Origin of the sequence: Reichenbachiella sp. (assembly GCF_033344935.1) — a bacterium.
Taxonomy (GTDB): Bacteria; Bacteroidota; Bacteroidia; order Cytophagales; family Cyclobacteriaceae; genus Reichenbachiella.
Window position 1 is genome coordinate 2,439,712 of the sequence record NZ_JAWPMM010000001.1, and the last position, 16,161, is coordinate 2,455,872.

At 37.5% G+C, this 16,161-nt stretch carries 17 protein-coding genes; 13 read left to right on the plus strand and 4 right to left on the minus strand.

The genetic code is table 11. The features are described 5' to 3' along the window. The first annotated feature begins 5 nt into the window (after positions 1-5). Both R8N23_RS10635 and R8N23_RS10640 read left to right on the plus strand, forming a co-directional pair. Positions 6-1,199 carry a hypothetical protein gene (locus tag R8N23_RS10635; protein ID WP_318171577.1) on the plus strand — a complete coding sequence of 398 codons (1,194 nt, stop codon included), beginning with the start codon at positions 6-8 and terminating at the stop codon, positions 1,197-1,199. A gap of 10 nt (positions 1,200-1,209) precedes the next feature. Beyond that, positions 1,210-1,455 (plus strand): hypothetical protein, encoded by a 246-nt coding sequence (locus tag R8N23_RS10640; protein WP_318171578.1) that lies wholly within the window; start codon positions 1,210-1,212, stop codon positions 1,453-1,455. A gap of 4 nt (positions 1,456-1,459) precedes the next feature. Here R8N23_RS10640 and R8N23_RS10645 read toward each other — a convergent pair whose 3' ends face one another. From R8N23_RS10645 to R8N23_RS10655, 3 genes are all read right to left on the minus strand, one after another. Continuing rightward, complete coding sequence (locus tag R8N23_RS10645; RefSeq protein WP_318171579.1) at positions 1,460-1,678, minus strand: hypothetical protein; 219 nt, start codon at positions 1,676-1,678, stop codon at positions 1,460-1,462. A gap of 138 nt (positions 1,679-1,816) precedes the next feature. Continuing rightward, a complete protein-coding gene (locus R8N23_RS10650; RefSeq protein ID WP_318171580.1) occupies positions 1,817-5,896 on the minus strand; it encodes a hypothetical protein in 4,080 nt (1,359 codons plus the stop codon). Between the two features lie 152 nt (positions 5,897-6,048). Beyond that, complete coding sequence (locus R8N23_RS10655) at positions 6,049-6,708, minus strand: hypothetical protein (protein WP_318171581.1); 660 nt, start codon at positions 6,706-6,708, stop codon at positions 6,049-6,051. Positions 6,709-7,193: 485 nt separating this feature from the next. On the opposite strand from R8N23_RS10655, the gene R8N23_RS10660 reads away from it, so the two are divergent. From R8N23_RS10660 to R8N23_RS10710, 11 genes are all read left to right on the plus strand, one after another. Further along, positions 7,194-7,754, plus strand: a complete 561-nt coding sequence (locus R8N23_RS10660) for an AraC family transcriptional regulator (RefSeq protein ID WP_318171582.1) — start codon at positions 7,194-7,196, stop codon at positions 7,752-7,754. 168 nt (positions 7,755-7,922) lie between these two features. Then, positions 7,923-8,780: a prohibitin family protein gene (locus tag R8N23_RS10665; RefSeq protein WP_318171583.1), complete on the plus strand. Its 858-nt coding sequence runs from the start codon at positions 7,923-7,925 to the stop codon at positions 8,778-8,780. A gap of 262 nt (positions 8,781-9,042) precedes the next feature. Beyond that, the gene (locus tag R8N23_RS10670) at positions 9,043-9,603 is read left to right on the plus strand and encodes a YcxB family protein (protein WP_318171584.1); all 561 of its coding nucleotides are present in this window, start codon (positions 9,043-9,045) and stop codon (positions 9,601-9,603) included. A gap of 305 nt (positions 9,604-9,908) precedes the next feature. Beyond that, entirely contained in the window at positions 9,909-10,289 is a 381-nt protein-coding gene (locus tag R8N23_RS10675) for a cupin domain-containing protein (protein ID WP_318171585.1), read from the plus strand. Positions 10,290-10,310: 21 nt separating this feature from the next. Next, entirely contained in the window at positions 10,311-10,493 is a 183-nt protein-coding gene (locus R8N23_RS10680) for a hypothetical protein (RefSeq protein WP_318171586.1), read from the plus strand. Positions 10,494-10,563: 70 nt separating this feature from the next. Further along, positions 10,564-11,646, plus strand: a complete 1,083-nt coding sequence (locus tag R8N23_RS10685) for a DUF1611 domain-containing protein (RefSeq protein ID WP_318171587.1) — start codon at positions 10,564-10,566, stop codon at positions 11,644-11,646. Further along, positions 11,646-11,831 (plus strand): hypothetical protein, encoded by a 186-nt coding sequence (locus tag R8N23_RS10690; protein WP_318171588.1) that lies wholly within the window; start codon positions 11,646-11,648, stop codon positions 11,829-11,831. Before R8N23_RS10685 ends, R8N23_RS10690 begins: the two co-directional genes overlap by 1 nt. Before the next feature lie 97 nt (positions 11,832-11,928). Next, complete coding sequence (locus R8N23_RS10695; RefSeq protein ID WP_318171589.1) at positions 11,929-12,429, plus strand: DUF2062 domain-containing protein; 501 nt, start codon at positions 11,929-11,931, stop codon at positions 12,427-12,429. A 359-nt stretch (positions 12,430-12,788) separates the two neighbouring features. Beyond that, complete coding sequence (locus tag R8N23_RS10700) at positions 12,789-13,883, plus strand: DUF1611 domain-containing protein (RefSeq protein ID WP_318171590.1); 1,095 nt, start codon at positions 12,789-12,791, stop codon at positions 13,881-13,883. After that, positions 13,865-15,004: an alanine/ornithine racemase family PLP-dependent enzyme gene (locus R8N23_RS10705; RefSeq protein WP_318171591.1), complete on the plus strand. Its 1,140-nt coding sequence runs from the start codon at positions 13,865-13,867 to the stop codon at positions 15,002-15,004. The genes R8N23_RS10700 and R8N23_RS10705 overlap by 19 nt, the downstream gene beginning before the upstream one ends. Before the next feature lie 16 nt (positions 15,005-15,020). Further along, positions 15,021-15,617, plus strand: coding sequence for a M15 family metallopeptidase (locus R8N23_RS10710; RefSeq protein ID WP_318171592.1), 597 nt, complete (start codon positions 15,021-15,023; stop codon positions 15,615-15,617). Positions 15,618-15,875: 258 nt separating this feature from the next. Here the strand turns inward: R8N23_RS10710 and R8N23_RS10715 are convergent, their stop codons facing one another. After that, positions 15,876-16,103 carry a hypothetical protein gene (locus R8N23_RS10715; RefSeq protein ID WP_318171593.1) on the minus strand — a complete coding sequence of 76 codons (228 nt, stop codon included), beginning with the start codon at positions 16,101-16,103 and terminating at the stop codon, positions 15,876-15,878. Positions 16,104-16,161: the final 58 nt, after the last annotated feature.

The window sequence follows — 16,161 nt, forward strand, 5'->3', positions numbered from 1 at the left end:
ATTTTATGATTAAGAAAAGGACTCTTTACCTTTGGGGGAAAAGAAATGGGATTAACCGTCATACCATCAGAAGATCATGTATCTATTTGGGATCGGTTCTTTTTGCTCTTTTTTTAGCGATCTACCGAGAAGAAATTTTAACAGGGACGAAGGTCTTTTTCGCCACCGTATTCTCAGATGATCTGGTGTTTGCTTCGCTAAATGTAAGCTGGATAGCCTTGCTATATTACTTATCCACCTTTATCTGGGTTGTATTTGTTTCCGTCCATTATGGATTGATCAATAAAAGTGGAGAAGCCCGTGTTCAGAGTGCTATTGACGAAGTGGAAAATCATGTACTCAGTGCCGTTGACGATATAAAATATGCGATATATAAAACGCCAAACATGGAAGCTCTTTCGAATGCTGTTCCAGATTTCCGAACGACGATTTACCTACTTAAACGGTTAGAAGCCTTAAAATCAAGTGATCCAAGTCCAGAGTCTAAAGAAAGGTGTGAAAGCATATTCAATGAAATCCTTCATCGTGGCTGTCAACTTCTTGCTGATTTTATGCGAAAGGACATTGAACAATTTAGTGCCAATATCATGATTGGTATTGAAAACACGAAAGAAAACGAAGTGTTAATGGAGAAAGTCAGGAAGCTCAATAAAAACACACCAGTTCCTAGGCATTATATTGCCAATCGTTACATTATGTGTGCCTTAATATCGGCCAATAAGCTTCATTTTCCAATTGGAAATGGAAAAGTCACCAATATGGTCTCGATGGTGTTACGTGATGATATTGAAGAATTGGATCAAATTCCTGGTCCCTGCCTAGCTTATAGAAAAGGTGAATATATTATCCCGAATACAGTAGCAATAGAGAAGGAATTTCAACATTTGCCGGACAGGGTACGTAAACAGACGCAAAAGTTTTATAACGATAGGAGTAATAATTTTTTGAGTTTAGCCTCTTTTGACTTATCTTTTGATGAGTTTAAGCGATCAGAAGAGGCAAAAGTAACGACTCGACCGAGGTCGGTTGGAGTCGTAAATTTTTTCTATGAAAAAGAGAATATAATTAGTGCGGACAGTGAGTTTCATGCTGCTTTTTCAGCTGTTATACAGCCTATTTTAGTTTTGTTGGCTGAAGAGTTGTGGTACTATATTTGCACTTATAAGGAAGAAGTCGTCACCGAATTTTTTACCGATTAAAGGAGGATAAATGTCAGATACAAATCAAGCCCCGTCAGTTCGACCTGAGACCCTGGAAGAATTCAACGAAATGGTTGATGCTATTAAAGCATTAAACGAAAAGCGCAGAAATCAAATCAAAGAAGCGATCAGGCAAAATAATGGCTCTGTTGTGATAAATGATGGTTTTGGTATATCTATTATCAATGGTAATGAAAATACCCAAGAGGAAATTTTCCCAGATGCTATCGAATATACTGATAGTCTTGAGCCGTAATTTATCATTTAGTTGACATCACGGTTAACCAAATAATAAGATCATCTGCTTTCTTTACAAATGATTCGTCAAATGTCTTAAAATCTGAATCATTAAACTCCGTCAGAACTTTTTCGATCTGGGATTTCTTTGCGATTGATTCAAGGCTATAACCCGCCCATAAATCAGCAAGGGTATATGTTTCACTTTCCAGCAAAATAGCCTTATATGCTATTGGTCTCATTCTTTTTTCTTAAAGAAGTTATAAGCTTTAATAGCTCCAATCTCTAATTTTCATGTTGCCAGTTGTCACGTTTAAACTTAAAATGCATATTGATTTTCCAATTGGTCATTTTTGATTATTAAACATCATTTCCAAATTTTACTTTGATATCAGTTTTAGGTTAATCAAATAAATCAACCCCAATCGCTCCGATGCCTGTTCTAATTTATTGCGCCAACTCAAAATTTCATCATAGTTCAGGCTGACACTGAAAATCTCCTTGCCTTCTTCATTAGGAGTTGGAAGTACTGCTTCGGCAACTTCGCGAAGTAGCTGAAAGTATTCCTGTTCCAGCTCATCAAACTCAGTTTTACCTTCAAAATAATTCAATTGTTCACCTAAATTTCCCGTCAATTTAGAAAATGCATTGTTTGCTTTATCAATAGCATTTTGTATTTGTTTTTTCACGATCTCCTCCTCGATAGCTGAATGACCATCTAGACTAGCCAACTCGTGCAGCTGGGCAGCGACTCCAACCGCAACAGTCAATTCTTGATACCATTTCGTCATGAATTCGACAAAAGCAACTTTTCCGCTTAAATCAGGTTGAATAAATAAACCTACCTTCTCAATTATTTCTTCGTCAATTTCCTGAGGAAAAAATGCGTGAGACTGCAACTTTTCGATATTTCCTAGTGTAAATTGATGCAATTTGAATCTGTAAGTTCGCTTGTGATAAACCTGACCTAAACAAGAAGGAATAATCCAAAACTCATTATAGTTCAAATCCAACATCAAATGCTTCAAGCTTAAATATTGGCATGTGCCTATGGCATCCTTGAGTAGTTGTAGACAAATAGCCACTCCATTAAACTGGTCAATGACGTCTACAAGATCGGCAACGAGAATCAATCTTTTATATTCCGCTTCGAAATGTGCTTCAATTTCAATCAGATGGCCGCTTTCTTCTGCCTTCTTGTCACAATCCCTTTTAATTCGACGTTCAAAATCATTCTTTAACTTCTTTAAATAGATGGAAGATTCCTTAATAACACCTTTTTTTAAAGGCATTGGCATGGGGTGGACAACGTGCTTCCAGCCAAAAGCTATTGATCTTAAAATATGTTCTTCCTTCTCCTCAACATTCTTCAACTCAACGGGATCCACGTACTTGCCAAAGTAATTTCCAAACGAACGTTGAAAAAGAGCCAGCTGCTTATGGGCTTCCATGATATTTACCAATGAAATACGAACAACATCTCTTTTTTTACCCAGTGCTAGATGAAGTTGATAAAAGATTACCTTAGCTGACTGCCAAAGAAAATTGTTAAGTGAAGTGAAATATTCATTATGATCATCCCGATACGCTTTGAACTTTTTGTTCAAAAGTGAATGAGCGTTTCCCTCAGTTAAAACCTTTTTTTTTGCGTTTTGGTCACTTCCTTCGGCCACAAGACCCAATGAATCAGAAATACTTTGTGGGAATAAAATTTTGAATTCTAAAGCCAGTTCAACATTAACAAGTTCACTAGCATATTGAACAAAAACCGCTTGTTTTCTTCCTTTTCTAAAATATTCTTCCAAAACATTTAGAAAAGGTTCTAGCCTCGAAATAGCTTTCTTTCGCATAGAAAGCACTTGATCTACAAATTCAGTCCAATCAACAGGACGCCTTTCATAAGTAAACAGGTTTTGGAGAGTGTTATTAAGGGAAACCAAGTACTCAATTGGATTATTCTCGGTTGAGATTTGTGCGTTTGAATCGTCATGATCAGTAGAAACAAAATGTAGTTTGTGTCCATATCCTTTGGCGCCATGATTGTTTAAATAGGGCAACCCATAGCGCAAGGCATCAATTATTTCCAATTTTCTTAAGTGGGGAATATTCCCTTCATCTTCAAAATCGTTAAAAATATCTAGTATAAAATGTGCCTTAATCCAGCCATCTTCCCTTTCAATTAACCCAATCTCATATTTTTTATGAAGTCTTTCCAAAAAAACCTCTTCACAACTCAAGGCAATGGCTTTGGACTCATCTGAGTAGCAATGAAGGCCAAATAAGGCACGGGAAGAAGCATGTATTGACAAGTGTTGAATTCCAAACTTTATTTCTTTTTCATTGAGCGGAATCGTCTTGTCCGGCAATAAATAGCTTATCCAAAAAAGAAATTCACCCATCGCCTCTAAGGCCTGATCACCTTCAACAGATTTAACTTCGATCTCAACTACCTTCAACCAAGCTGTGGCAATACTGAAAATTGCAGACTTGGAGACTCCATGACCTTTGAATAATTGTTTTTTTACCTGATATTTCTCATTCCAGTTTTCATCTTCCTTAAGAAACTTAATAGATTCGACGGTTTCTGAAAAATTTAGATAAATCTTAAGCGCCAATAGCTCTGAGTCGTCTTTGTAGAGACCCTCAATCAACTGCTCATGATCTTCAGTGAAGGTTTTAATGCCCAACCAAATCAATGCCTTGCAAATACCGCGATAAGCAACATAGTCATTCCATTGATGATCATTCAAAGCCTTCATAATTGTTGGCCTGGATATCGATATATTTCGAAAAACATTGGTCAATAAAACAAACAAGTCTGCCTCCTCGACCAACTTTAAGCTTTGTATACAGGTGGCTTCCAAATCAGTATCACCAATATGAAGTAGTTCACTGATAAGGGCAGACCTTATCGGATGTAGCCCAAGCAACCAGAACTCATTTTCGGAAAATTGAAGCAGATATTCGCCTTTTAGAAACTCCACAGCGAGCCGCAATTTTGTCGAAATTTTTGCCTTCCTAATCTTGTCCACTTTGACCCTGGCTGCATTGTTGTCTGAAAAAGAAACGATTTTCAAAAGTTGAATGAACTCGGGGTTTTCATCCTCAATTCGATTGAGCTGGCTTTCAATTCTTGATTTCAGCGTCTTACCTTGATTGATCAGATAAGTGAATTCCAACAATGGTCCATGACCCCCAAAGCGCAGCCACACCTCATCAAAATCAGTGAAATTATGATCATCCAAACGACTATTGAGTCGTTGATAGATTGATTTTGCTTCTTCCTCAGTCAACCTTAATTCAACATCTCCAAAACTGAATGCTGCCTCTTTTTCTGGTGTTCTGTTCCAATCTTCCTCCCTAATGGTGATTAGAAATTTGAAGTTGCTGCCAGATGCAAAGTCCTTTAAAATTTGAAGCCAGTTTTGATTACCGGGTATAACATCAATGTAGATCAAAATGGGTATCTCAAGCGATTTTGAAATAGCGTTTAAAGCTTGAATTTGTTCTAAGGTGGCTTGGAGTCTATCCAACAATATCACCTCATATGCCAAAGCAGAGTAATCCTTAATAAATCGATAAGCCAAGGCGCTTTTTCCTTGTCCTGAAGCACCATGAACAATAACAGCATCCTTAGTTTTAAAAAATTGAGCAACTTCATAAAGCTTCTCCTCTCTTTTTACATCCAGTCCGGCTGAAATATGATCATAAGTAGCTCCAACTCCCTCGAAAAAACCATTGCTCAATTGATCAACAGCATTATCTTGTTGAATCCTCGTTTCAATTTTACGAATTGAGGAGTGTAGGTGGGTGTGATATTTTTCTCGTTCGGCTACGAACTTTCCTATATCATTGAGCTTAGCAAATAAAATTTCTTGGGTAATTTCACCACCTTTTTCTGATAAGAAAAAAAGCCAATAATGCAAATATTCAATTGCGTGATCCGCATCAATGGCTACGGCTTTCGCTTTGATTAAATCGATGGTCCGATGTTGATAATCCTCTTCTGAGGCGGTCTCAAATGATGTATTGGACTGAAGATACTTTAACTGATCAGGTGAAAAATCGAAATTTTTAAACTTCTGCTCAAAGCCTTTGAAGTCAGTTTCCGGAGCAAAAAGTTTGATTAGACCCTCACTAATATTTCCAAAACATACAAGCTTAAGTTTAGGATTATTACCATTTTCAAATGTCTGTACTGCACGATGAAAAAAGGATGTTTTACTGTTTGTCTGAATTAGATCGGAAAATGAAAGCGTGCCAGTAGTAGATTTTACCTGGATACATTCCTGAAGTGTTTCGCTCTCATTGAGAATATCTAGATCTTCAATTCCCTCTGGAATGTATTTTAACTCCTGATTTTGATCTTCTAATATTCGACATATCGAATATAATGCCTGAGTCCTATAACCCTTTAGTGAGCTAATGGCACCACGATTGCCATCTGTAATCTCTTTCAAGCCAAAGTTTATTGTGTTATGTGAGAGTTGTAATATAACCCTTGTTACAATTGGATTAAAATAACTGATCTAATAATTTCCACAATCTCCGTTATCACGTTGCAAGCCCAGTAGTAATCAAATTGATACAGTTGCGTATCACATGTAAGATGTCATATTTCGTGCACAACTTCGAATTGCATCGCTTCTGCCACCGTAGGGCTCAACCATTTTGGAAGCCATGATAAAAATGCTGTTTTAATACCTTTTCGTAAAATGCGTCTTCCAAACTTTGTGCTAAGTTCCCATATTGGATCACTCTCATCCTCGTTGCATTTTTTAGCGAATTCAAATACATTCTCAGCAATCGATGTCGGAGTTGGTGGATTCTTTAGAAGACTTAGTTCTCTAAAATTGATTCTTAGCAGTCGATGAAAGTCTAATTTAGCTGCATTTTCATCGAAATAGGCATTTATAAGTATTAAGGTGGGGTCGCCGTTATATGACCAGTCAGTAGTATTCTCAATATCTTCGACAATCTCCACAAAAGCGGAATGAGAAAAACCCCATTGAAGATCATCTATATAAGCGTCAACGGCAATGGTGCCATTTTCGAAGTCTACAGGAATGTACCCCGCACAGAAAAAATCTGCGTAATAATCCGACCTGTAATGCCAGTAATTTAAGTGAGGAAGAATATCAGATTTAGTCAATTTATCTTCAGGCCTAGCTAGGAGAATCCCTGTCAGAACAACATCCTTGCGCTTATATTTTTCTCTGAAAGCCTTGGTAAGCCTATCCTCAATATCAGCTTTTGAATGAAAGACATTCATAGAATTATATCCAATTTCATTATTAAAGACTGAATATCGTTAATATTGAAATTGGATGGAAGCCATTTTTGAATATTTTTCATAAATTATATTATAGCAATCAAGCAGAGTGACAATGTGTTATTTTCCATCCATTTCCTGTCTTTTCAAATGATGGGAAGCATTTTATATCTTTTTCCTATCTGAGATGGGAAAAAACTGAGAAAGTGACATATTTTTGTCCGTTCTTTGTCCGCGAAAACCAGTGGTAATCAAAAATAGAGCTTTGCAGGCTTGGAAGAAGGTTTTTAAGTCAAACAAACATGTCATGTAGAAAATATTGTGCTGTTGGAGAGGAGAGGATAAATCAATCAAATCTTTTACCTGCTTTTGTGTATAGCTTCAACAAGCTTTAATAAAGTATCTTTGTTCAGCTCAATGAATTGGAAATTATATTCCTATGATATTGAAGTCCTCACGTATTCCATAAAAGCAAAGCACTGATTATGAAGTTATACATCAAGTACATGGTCAGTTTGCGGTGCAAAATGATGGTTAAAGAAGAGCTTCTGAAGCTCGGGCTTCACTATGTGGTTGTTGACCTTGGGATGATTGAAATTTTAGAGGACATCACTCCTGAGCAAAGACTTCAGCTAAAGCAGAACCTGATGAAGTCAGGGCTAGAATTGCTTGATGACAAAAAAAGCATATTAATAGAAAAGATTAAGAATTTAATCATTGAGATGATTCACTATACTGATGAATTGCCAAAGGTTAATTATTCTGACTACATAAGCGAAAAATTGGGATATGACTATACCTATCTGGCTAATATTTTTTCAGAAGTAAAAGGCATTACTATTCAGCAGTTTATCATCTTGCACAAAATAGAACGAGTGAAGGAGTTACTTATTTATGATGAGCTCAATCTGACCGAAATTTCTTATAAGTTACACTACAGCAGTGTCGCACATCTGTCCAATCAATTCAAAAAAATCACGGGATTGACACCTACTTTCTACAAGCAACTCAAAAATAAGCGAAAAGCTAATTTGGAGGATTTATAGAAGGGAGTATGATATGGTCTTTAAAAGTCTTGCTTGATCCTTTGTTTGTCATTAATAGCGCAACCAAAGATGTTCTACCAGAATTTTTTCAAACGTGAGATTTATGTAACTCAAGTCCAGGCTTGTATAACATAGTCTGTCGAGCCAATTTCATCTTTGCAATAAAAGATGAGAGCCATAGATAACTCAGATATAAATGATATCAAAAATGTTTTTTACAATAGTAATTGGAGGAAGTTATTCATTGTAGGGTTAGTTCTGGTCTTGGTTTTTTTGTTTAAACCATGGGTTCAAGTTGGAGCTGGAGAGAGAGGGATCGTTCAGAATTTTGGGGCTGTTCAGGATCAAGTCTTGAATGAAGGAATTCACTTTCTTCTGCCTGTGATGCAAACGGCTATTTTGATGGATGTAAAGATTCAAAAGGCCATCACGGATGCCGCTTCTGCATCTTCCGACCTTCAAGACGTCGCCCTTTCGGTCGCCCTTAACTATCATATCATTCCAGATAAAGCAAACATTGTCTATCAAACGATTGGCGTGCAATTCAAAGAACGGATTATTGATCCAGCCATTCAGGAAGTAATGAAAGCGGTATCTGCCCGGTATACGGCCGAAGAGCTAATCACAAAGAGACCCGCAGTGAGTACAGAAATGCAAGAGTCATTGACTACTCGATTGCTTGCATCAAACATCTCTGTGGATGCCTTCTCAATTATATCGTTCAGCTTTTCTCAAACATTTACGGATGCAATAGAAGCAAAACAAACTGCTGAACAAAATGCATTGAAGGCCAAAAGAGACTTGGATAGGATAAAGGTAGAAGCCCAACAAACTATAGCTGCCGCAACGGCCGAAGCCGAGGCACTAAGATTACAAAAAATGAATATTTCACCAGATCTGATTGAATTAAGAAAAATTGAAGCTAATCTCAAGGCCATAGAAAAATGGGATGGTATTTTGCCAAAGGTCACGGGAGCTGGAGCTATTCCATTTATTGGAGTAGAGAAAGTGCTGAGTAAGAAATGATAGGCGTATTCAGGGATTTAGGTGCATTTACTGTGATTGTCTTCTTTGTGCTAGTTCATTTTTTCACTGGAAGTATTCGTGAAATACATAGGTACTTCATGATAAAAAAAGATTACTCGGATTATAATAATCGCTCTTTGCGCTTCAGCGAACGCTTCAAGCATAATTTTTCTAGAATTATTTTTACCTCGACTACATTTTATATTTCGGCTTCCATAACCATTATGGCATTTTTGATATTTCTACTCTTCAACCATTGAGAATGCCGAACATGTCTGGGCGAAGGGTGCCATATGATCTGAAGTGTAATTTCGAGGAACTAAAAAATATATATCAACTCGAATTACTTGAACTCAGAGCATTTAATAGGAAAGCGACTTTAAAACTGCTACTAATTGCGTTGCCTTTGCTGTTGATAGCCATAGCTCTATTCAGCTTTGAATTTGGCAAGCATCATATTATTCCATGGTATCTTATCTCTGGTTTTGCTGGTCTGTACTTTATTTTCAGAGTCATTATTCTTCAGATTAATTCTCACACAGTATCTACTAGAGCAAACTCTAAGGTAGATAAATACCTCAAGGGAATCACAAGAACAAATTTGACAGTCTTTCAAATGTCGAATGAATCTTTAGAGATTTATATCGAGGGTAAACTGGAATCTGAATGCAACTGGTCTGAATTGAACATGATAATTGAGAAGGAAAAGTATTTCTATTTATCGTTTAATAAAGGCAAGATTATATTGATTCCTAAAAATGCAGTTCAACCGAAATTCTATCAAGAATTATTGCTTATGGCAAAGACTAAGGTTGTTATCTGAGCGACAAAACCCATAATATCAAGGCTTCCTTACTTCATTTAATTCCTTGCATAGAAGTGGGATATATGTAATGTTGATAAGCCAGGGTGTAACACATTACTTGCTGAATAAATCGACTTTTGTGTGGAATAAAAAACTGCTGTTGTAGTGACTCATTACTTATAATTATAACAATCATGTCAAAAGAAAAAGAAGGCAAGAGTAAATCAGGCAAGAAAGCACCTGAGAAGACATTAAAAGAAAAACGGGCAGCAAAAGCAGCCAAAAGAAAAGAGAGAAGCAAAGGAGAGTAAAACCGAGGCCAATTGAATGAAGTAGAGATATGGCAGAAATTAATGAATAGTACAGAACTCGAGAAATCGGCCAATCATCGACTAGTCGATATGGTTGGATATGAGAAGGGATCGGTGGTCACCAAATTCATCTTGAGAAAAAAAACTGGCACCATAACTATTTCCTCTTTCGATGCGGGCCAGTGTATACCTGTTAGGGCATCTCCCTTCGATCATATGATTCAAATCCTAGAGGGAGAGGCCGAAATTATTATAGACGAGGCTTCTACTACATTGATTGCAGGGGAAGCAACGGTTATTCCAGCTCATATTTGGAACAGTATAAGGGCAAAACAAGCATTCAAAATGTTATCAATCATTATAAAAAGTGGCTACGAAGACGTTAGCCTGTGAAATTTAACAAGTAAAGCCAAGATGGAAGATGATGAAAATAAGTACCGAGTGGGCGATTCAGTTTATGCGAAAGCTACTCCGGATATAGAATTGATTGTGAGGAGATACATCAAAAGAATCTATTACTGTACAGTGCTGGGCCATCCGGATGCCAAAGATAGGGTGCTATTCGAAAGGGAGATTTTAAATAAAGACGCTCAGTAGAGAAAATATTTGACTCTATCAATTACGCCAATTCAGACTCACTGGCTGTTAAAATAAACACAAGAAAATTATGAAAACAACAGCCCTTATTTATTACGAAAACGGATTTAATAAATCAGATGGTAGTCTAGTTCATTGCTTGGTACAGTATTCTCAAAAATATAATATTGTTGGCGTCCTTGATAGCACAAAAACTGGTCAGGATGTTGGGCAATTATTGGATGGCATATCCAACGGAATTCCAATATACAAGAGCACTGAATACGCAATAAAAAGATTGAATGCCCGGCCTGAATGCTTTATCTATGGAGTTTCATTCTCAGGCACCAAAGTGGAAGAAAAAGAAAGGCACATTTTCTTCGAAGCCATGAAGTATGGCATGCATATCATCAATGGAACGTCTCAATTTTTTACTGATGATAAAGGGTTTGTTGATTATGCAAAAAAGTATCAGGTAACAATTACTGATGTGACAAAGCCCGTACCCAGAGATCAACTACATAACTTCACTGGGCGGATTCAAGGCATGAGTACACCGGTTATTGCGATTTTAGGAACGGATAGCAGCATTGGTAAATGTCTTGTAGCTCAGAAATTAATTGAATCATTCAAGGAAGAAGGCCTATTGGCTGGTTTTGTGGCCACAGGGAGGACTGGTTTGCTACTGGGAGCAAAACATGGAGTCGCAATAGATCAATTGACTTCAGAGTTTGCTGTGGGTGAAATAGAACATGCGATTTTAGAGGCTGATGAAGGTCAATTTTATGATCTGATTATTATAGAAGGACAGGCGCCACTTAGTCATCCTTCTGCTACTTCAACTTTTGCTATTCTCAAGGGTGCACTCCCTGATGCTATAATTGTGCAACATGCACCCAAACGAAGGCATTACGATACGCATCCTGATATATCTATCCAATCTCTCCAAGCTGAAATCGATTTCATTGAAGAATCTGCAGGCCCGTATGTAATGGCTATTACGATCAATCAAGAAAACATGTTGGAAAAGGAAATCGATGATGTGATTGAAGAATATGAGGAGGTTTTTCAAATTCCAGTTACTGATGTCATGACTCATGGTTGTGATAAACTTATCAACCAAATTTGCCAATTGTTTCCTGATTTACAGCACCTTAGAAATTCGATTATATAATGAACATAACAAGAAGTTGGCGAGAACAAATGGTCATGCTCAAATGGAGATTTCCAGCACTATGCGATGAGGATTTTCATTTTGAAGAAGGACAACGAGAGTCTATGCTTAATCTGCTTATGGTGAAGCTGAATAAAACCAGGATAGAATTAAATGTCATTCTTGATGAGTTACAAACTTATTGATCTGTCGTTCCTAATATCTCATTTGCTCAAATCATGAAGTTTTGGCTCTGAGCAGATGGCCTACATCAGCCTAACTAATAGCTTTTATTTATTTTATATGACCAAAGCAAGCAAGCTCATAGAGCAAATCAGGTACAAATTCAGAAGAAACATGGTAGCCATCCTGAAATCCCATGATTCCGAAAGAAAGGTGGCATTTAGTTTTGCTTTAGGTACGTTTATTTCTGCTTTTCCTACCCCAGGATTTAGTGGCGTTATTGTGGTTTTACTAGCCATTTCTTTTAAAAGACTAAACAAGTTTGCTATGATTTTATCCTTACTTGTATGGAATACTTTTACCATGATACCCTTATATTGGATCGCAGGTCTAATCGGCAGCTTTGCGTTTAATCACTCCGAAACTGTACTCTTCAAATATGCCTGGCTAAATACCGCCATTCAGTTTTCCAAACAATTTTTGATCGGAGGATTGATCGTCATACCACCATTCATTTTTTGCAATTATTGGCTGATTCTTTCCTTAGTAAGGAAAATTAAAGATAGAAAAGTCAATCTATTAAGTTTAAACACTAAGACATCGGTAGGGTGGTCTGGTTAGCATTATAGACCTGCAACCCATTGAGACTTTTTCAATCCGGATAGACAAGTATTTGTATGGGAGTCGTACCGCTTGCTTTTCAGAAGTGTGATTTGTGTAAACCTCCGATTTGAATATATAACTGATCTGGCAAACAATTGACGATTTTTGTATAGTGAGCCAGTGCTCATGCTTCTACATTCTTGTTTAGACAACAGTGCAGCCATCTTCTGGCTAGTAGTTCGAAATTCGATAACTCAGAAATGAGTGTTTGTCTATACAATACTGCCTTTTATTATTATCAGACATGAAATACATGTTCAATATCCGATTTTGGAAAAGATCTGATACGCTGATTTCAAGCAATAAATTATATCAAAATGAAAATGACTGCATTAGTCTATAGCGAAAATGAGTTAGGAAAACTAGATGGTAAAGTGGCCAATGGCTTGGTGAGATACTCTGAAAAATATGAAATTAAAGGGGTAATAGATAGCACGAAAAATGGACAAGATGCAGGTGAATACCTTGACGGAATAAAAAATGGGGTACCAGTTTTTGGGAGTATTGATCAAGCGATCACATCATTGAATCAAACACCTCAATTTTTCATATACGGCATTGCGCCACTGGAACCATTTCTGAATGTTAAGCAAAGGAATGTAATTATCAGTGCGATGCAATCTGGAATGAATATCGTGAATGGACTACCTGAGTTTTTTACCGATGATGATGAGTTTGTTCAATTGGCTATTCAATATGGTGTGACCTTGAGTGACATTAGAAAACCACCGGCACGAAAAGATCTTCATATTTTTACCGGACGAATTCATGCTGTCAAAACTCCGATCATCACTGTCTTTGGAACTGATTGTGCAGTGGGTAAAAGAACTACAGCCGTCAAATTAGTAGAGGCATTAAAAGGAGAAGGCATTGAGGCTGTTTTTATTTCAACCGGACAAACTGGGTTGCTTCAAGGCTCCAAATACGGGATAGCCGTAGATGTACTGAGTTCTGGATTTTCTACCGGTGAAGTCGAAAACGCTATTCTAAATGCCGTTGAGCATGAAAACCCTGATATAATTATCGTGGAAGGGCAAGGTGCATTGAGTCATCCAGCTTTTACTTCTTCTACCGCCATTATCCGTGGAGCTATCCCCAAAGCCGTTATAGTACAGCATCCTCCTAAAAGAGTTAATCATTGTGATTATCCATCGATTCCTATGCCCACACTGGCCAGTGAGATTCATTTGATTGAAACCTTTTCAAATGCTAAAGTGATTGCCATTACAATCAATCATGAAGATATGACTGATCAGGAAGTGGATCAAACAGTATTGAATTATGAAGAAGAATACCATTTACCCACTACAGATGTACTAAAACATGGGTGTGGGAAATTGATAAAAAAAATATATGAGATATTCCCGGAGCTTGCTAAAAGGAACCAAGCGGCATGTCTAGTCCAGAAATAGTCATCGATTTGGAGAAAATTGCCAGTAACGCCCATGTAGTTAAAGCACTTTTTGGATCTAGGGGAATCAATATTTTTGCTGTCACCAAGGCTGTAGGAGGGGATCCCAGTTTAGCAAATATTCTGGTTAACAATGGACTCAATTTTCTTGCAGATTCAAGGATAGCTAACATCAAACGGGTATTGGATGCTGGAGTACGTGCTAAGTTCCTTTTGCTTAGAACACTGGCTAGCGAAGTGGATTCTGTTGTGAAATATGCCGAAATAAGCTTGAATAGTGACATTGCAATTATTCGGTTATTGTCAAAAGCGGCAGAAAAAGAGAACCTGATTCATAAGATCATTCTGATGATCGAGATGGGAGACCTAAGAGAAGGAGTGATGCCCATCGATCTCAATGGCGTGGTAAGGAAAATACTAAGGTTGCCAAACATTAAGCTGGTCGGAATCGGAACCAATTTAGCCTGTTTTGGAGGGATAAAGCCCAATGCTCGAAAGATGAGAGCACTATCATCATTGGCCGTAGATCTTGAGAAAAGATTCAATATATCATTGCCCATTATCTCAGGTGGCAATTCAGCCAATTATCATTGGTTTTCAAAATCAGAAATATTGGGGAGAATTAACAATTTTCGTTTGGGAGAATCCATATTTCTAGGCCGTGAAACTTTAGAAAGAATAGCCATTCCTGATTTACATACCGATGCTTTTTCGTTGTCTGCTGAGGTCATAGAAACAAGTCTTAAGCCCTCTCTTCCCTTTGGAGAGTCTGGTTTAGATGCGTTCGGCAATAAGCCTGTTTTTGAAGATATAGGCCAGATACAACGAGCCATTTTAGCTATAGGTAAGTTGGATGTGCAGACGGATCAATTAATACCCCCTGAAAATATGGTCATACTTGGTGCCAGCAGTGACCATTTAATTATGAATACCCAAGATAAAGTGCTGAAGGTGGGAGACAGAGTCAGTTTTGGTCTAAATTATGGAGCCTTGCTTTCAGCTATGTGCTCACAAACAATTTCTAAAAAATATATCAATGCGAATAAATACCGACCAATATTGCAAAATGGTGGAGGAAAAAGACTTGAATCACAAGAAACTTTTTCCATCCATCAAGATTAGAGAAGATCATTCTCCGATGAAGAGTTTATTGGGTGCGGGATTCAATTTGGTCTATGAGCCATCTATGAAAGAGAACTACAGGTATTTGGTACGTGAGCCTATTTTTGAAAAAATAGGGAGAATTAGTCGGGCGCTGGATGAAGACCATAAACGTTTGATTATCCGCTCGGTATGGAGATCTTTCGATCACCAAAAAATGTTGTGGGATGAATGTGTTGCTCTCCAGCTTAAAAAGCATCCAGATATGGGAATTGATGAAATTCATAGCATCGTTTCTTATTTCATTGCGCCGGAAAAGGAATCAACACATACAACAGGTGGAGCGGTAGATGCGCTTATCTATGATCTGAAGGCAGACTGTGTGATGGATTTCGGAACCAACGATGGATTGAAAATTGACCTGAATAAAAAGTGTTATCCATATCATCCGGAAGTATCAACGGAAGCGAAGGAAAATAGAGCACTTCTTATAGGTCTTTTTGAAGCAGAGGATTTTGTAGTGGACTTGAAAGAATACTGGCATTTTGATTTTGGAAATGCTGGATGGGCACTGGAGAAGGGAAAAGATGAAGCCTTTTATGGTATTATAGAAGGCGAGCCAGAGATTGTCTAATTAAGAACTACCTCAAACAGAGTTTACGGGAAGTATCTGTTTAGATCAAAATGATGCGATACCGATCCTAATTTCCCTTGTGATTAGTTATTCATTTCAATCCAGATAATCCGATGGTTGTTAGCCAAATCCCTCTTTGTAGCTTTTTGTGAAGTAGCTCAAGTAATTGAATCCTCCCGCATAAGAGATTTCAGAAACGGTAGGTTATTCCTTGTTTTCGAGCATTTGTAGGGCTTTCCTTAATCTGCATTCCTTGATTTATTGCATCAGAGAGAGGCCTGTGTTGCTCTTTATTTTTCTATAAACACTGCGTTTGCTTTGACCTGTAAACTCTACTAATACATCTGGCTCTATTTTCTCTTTGGTGTGATCGCTTTGATTAAATTTTCCAAACACAAATGAGAGATCCTTTTCTGGAATACCTATACTGTTGTATTTGATGAGGATATGTATTTTGTCCACATCTTCCCGAATTTTGACCTTCATCAGGTGTGAATTTAATGGTACTTGTCAGTAGATTTCTCTATCAACCTAGACTTGAATG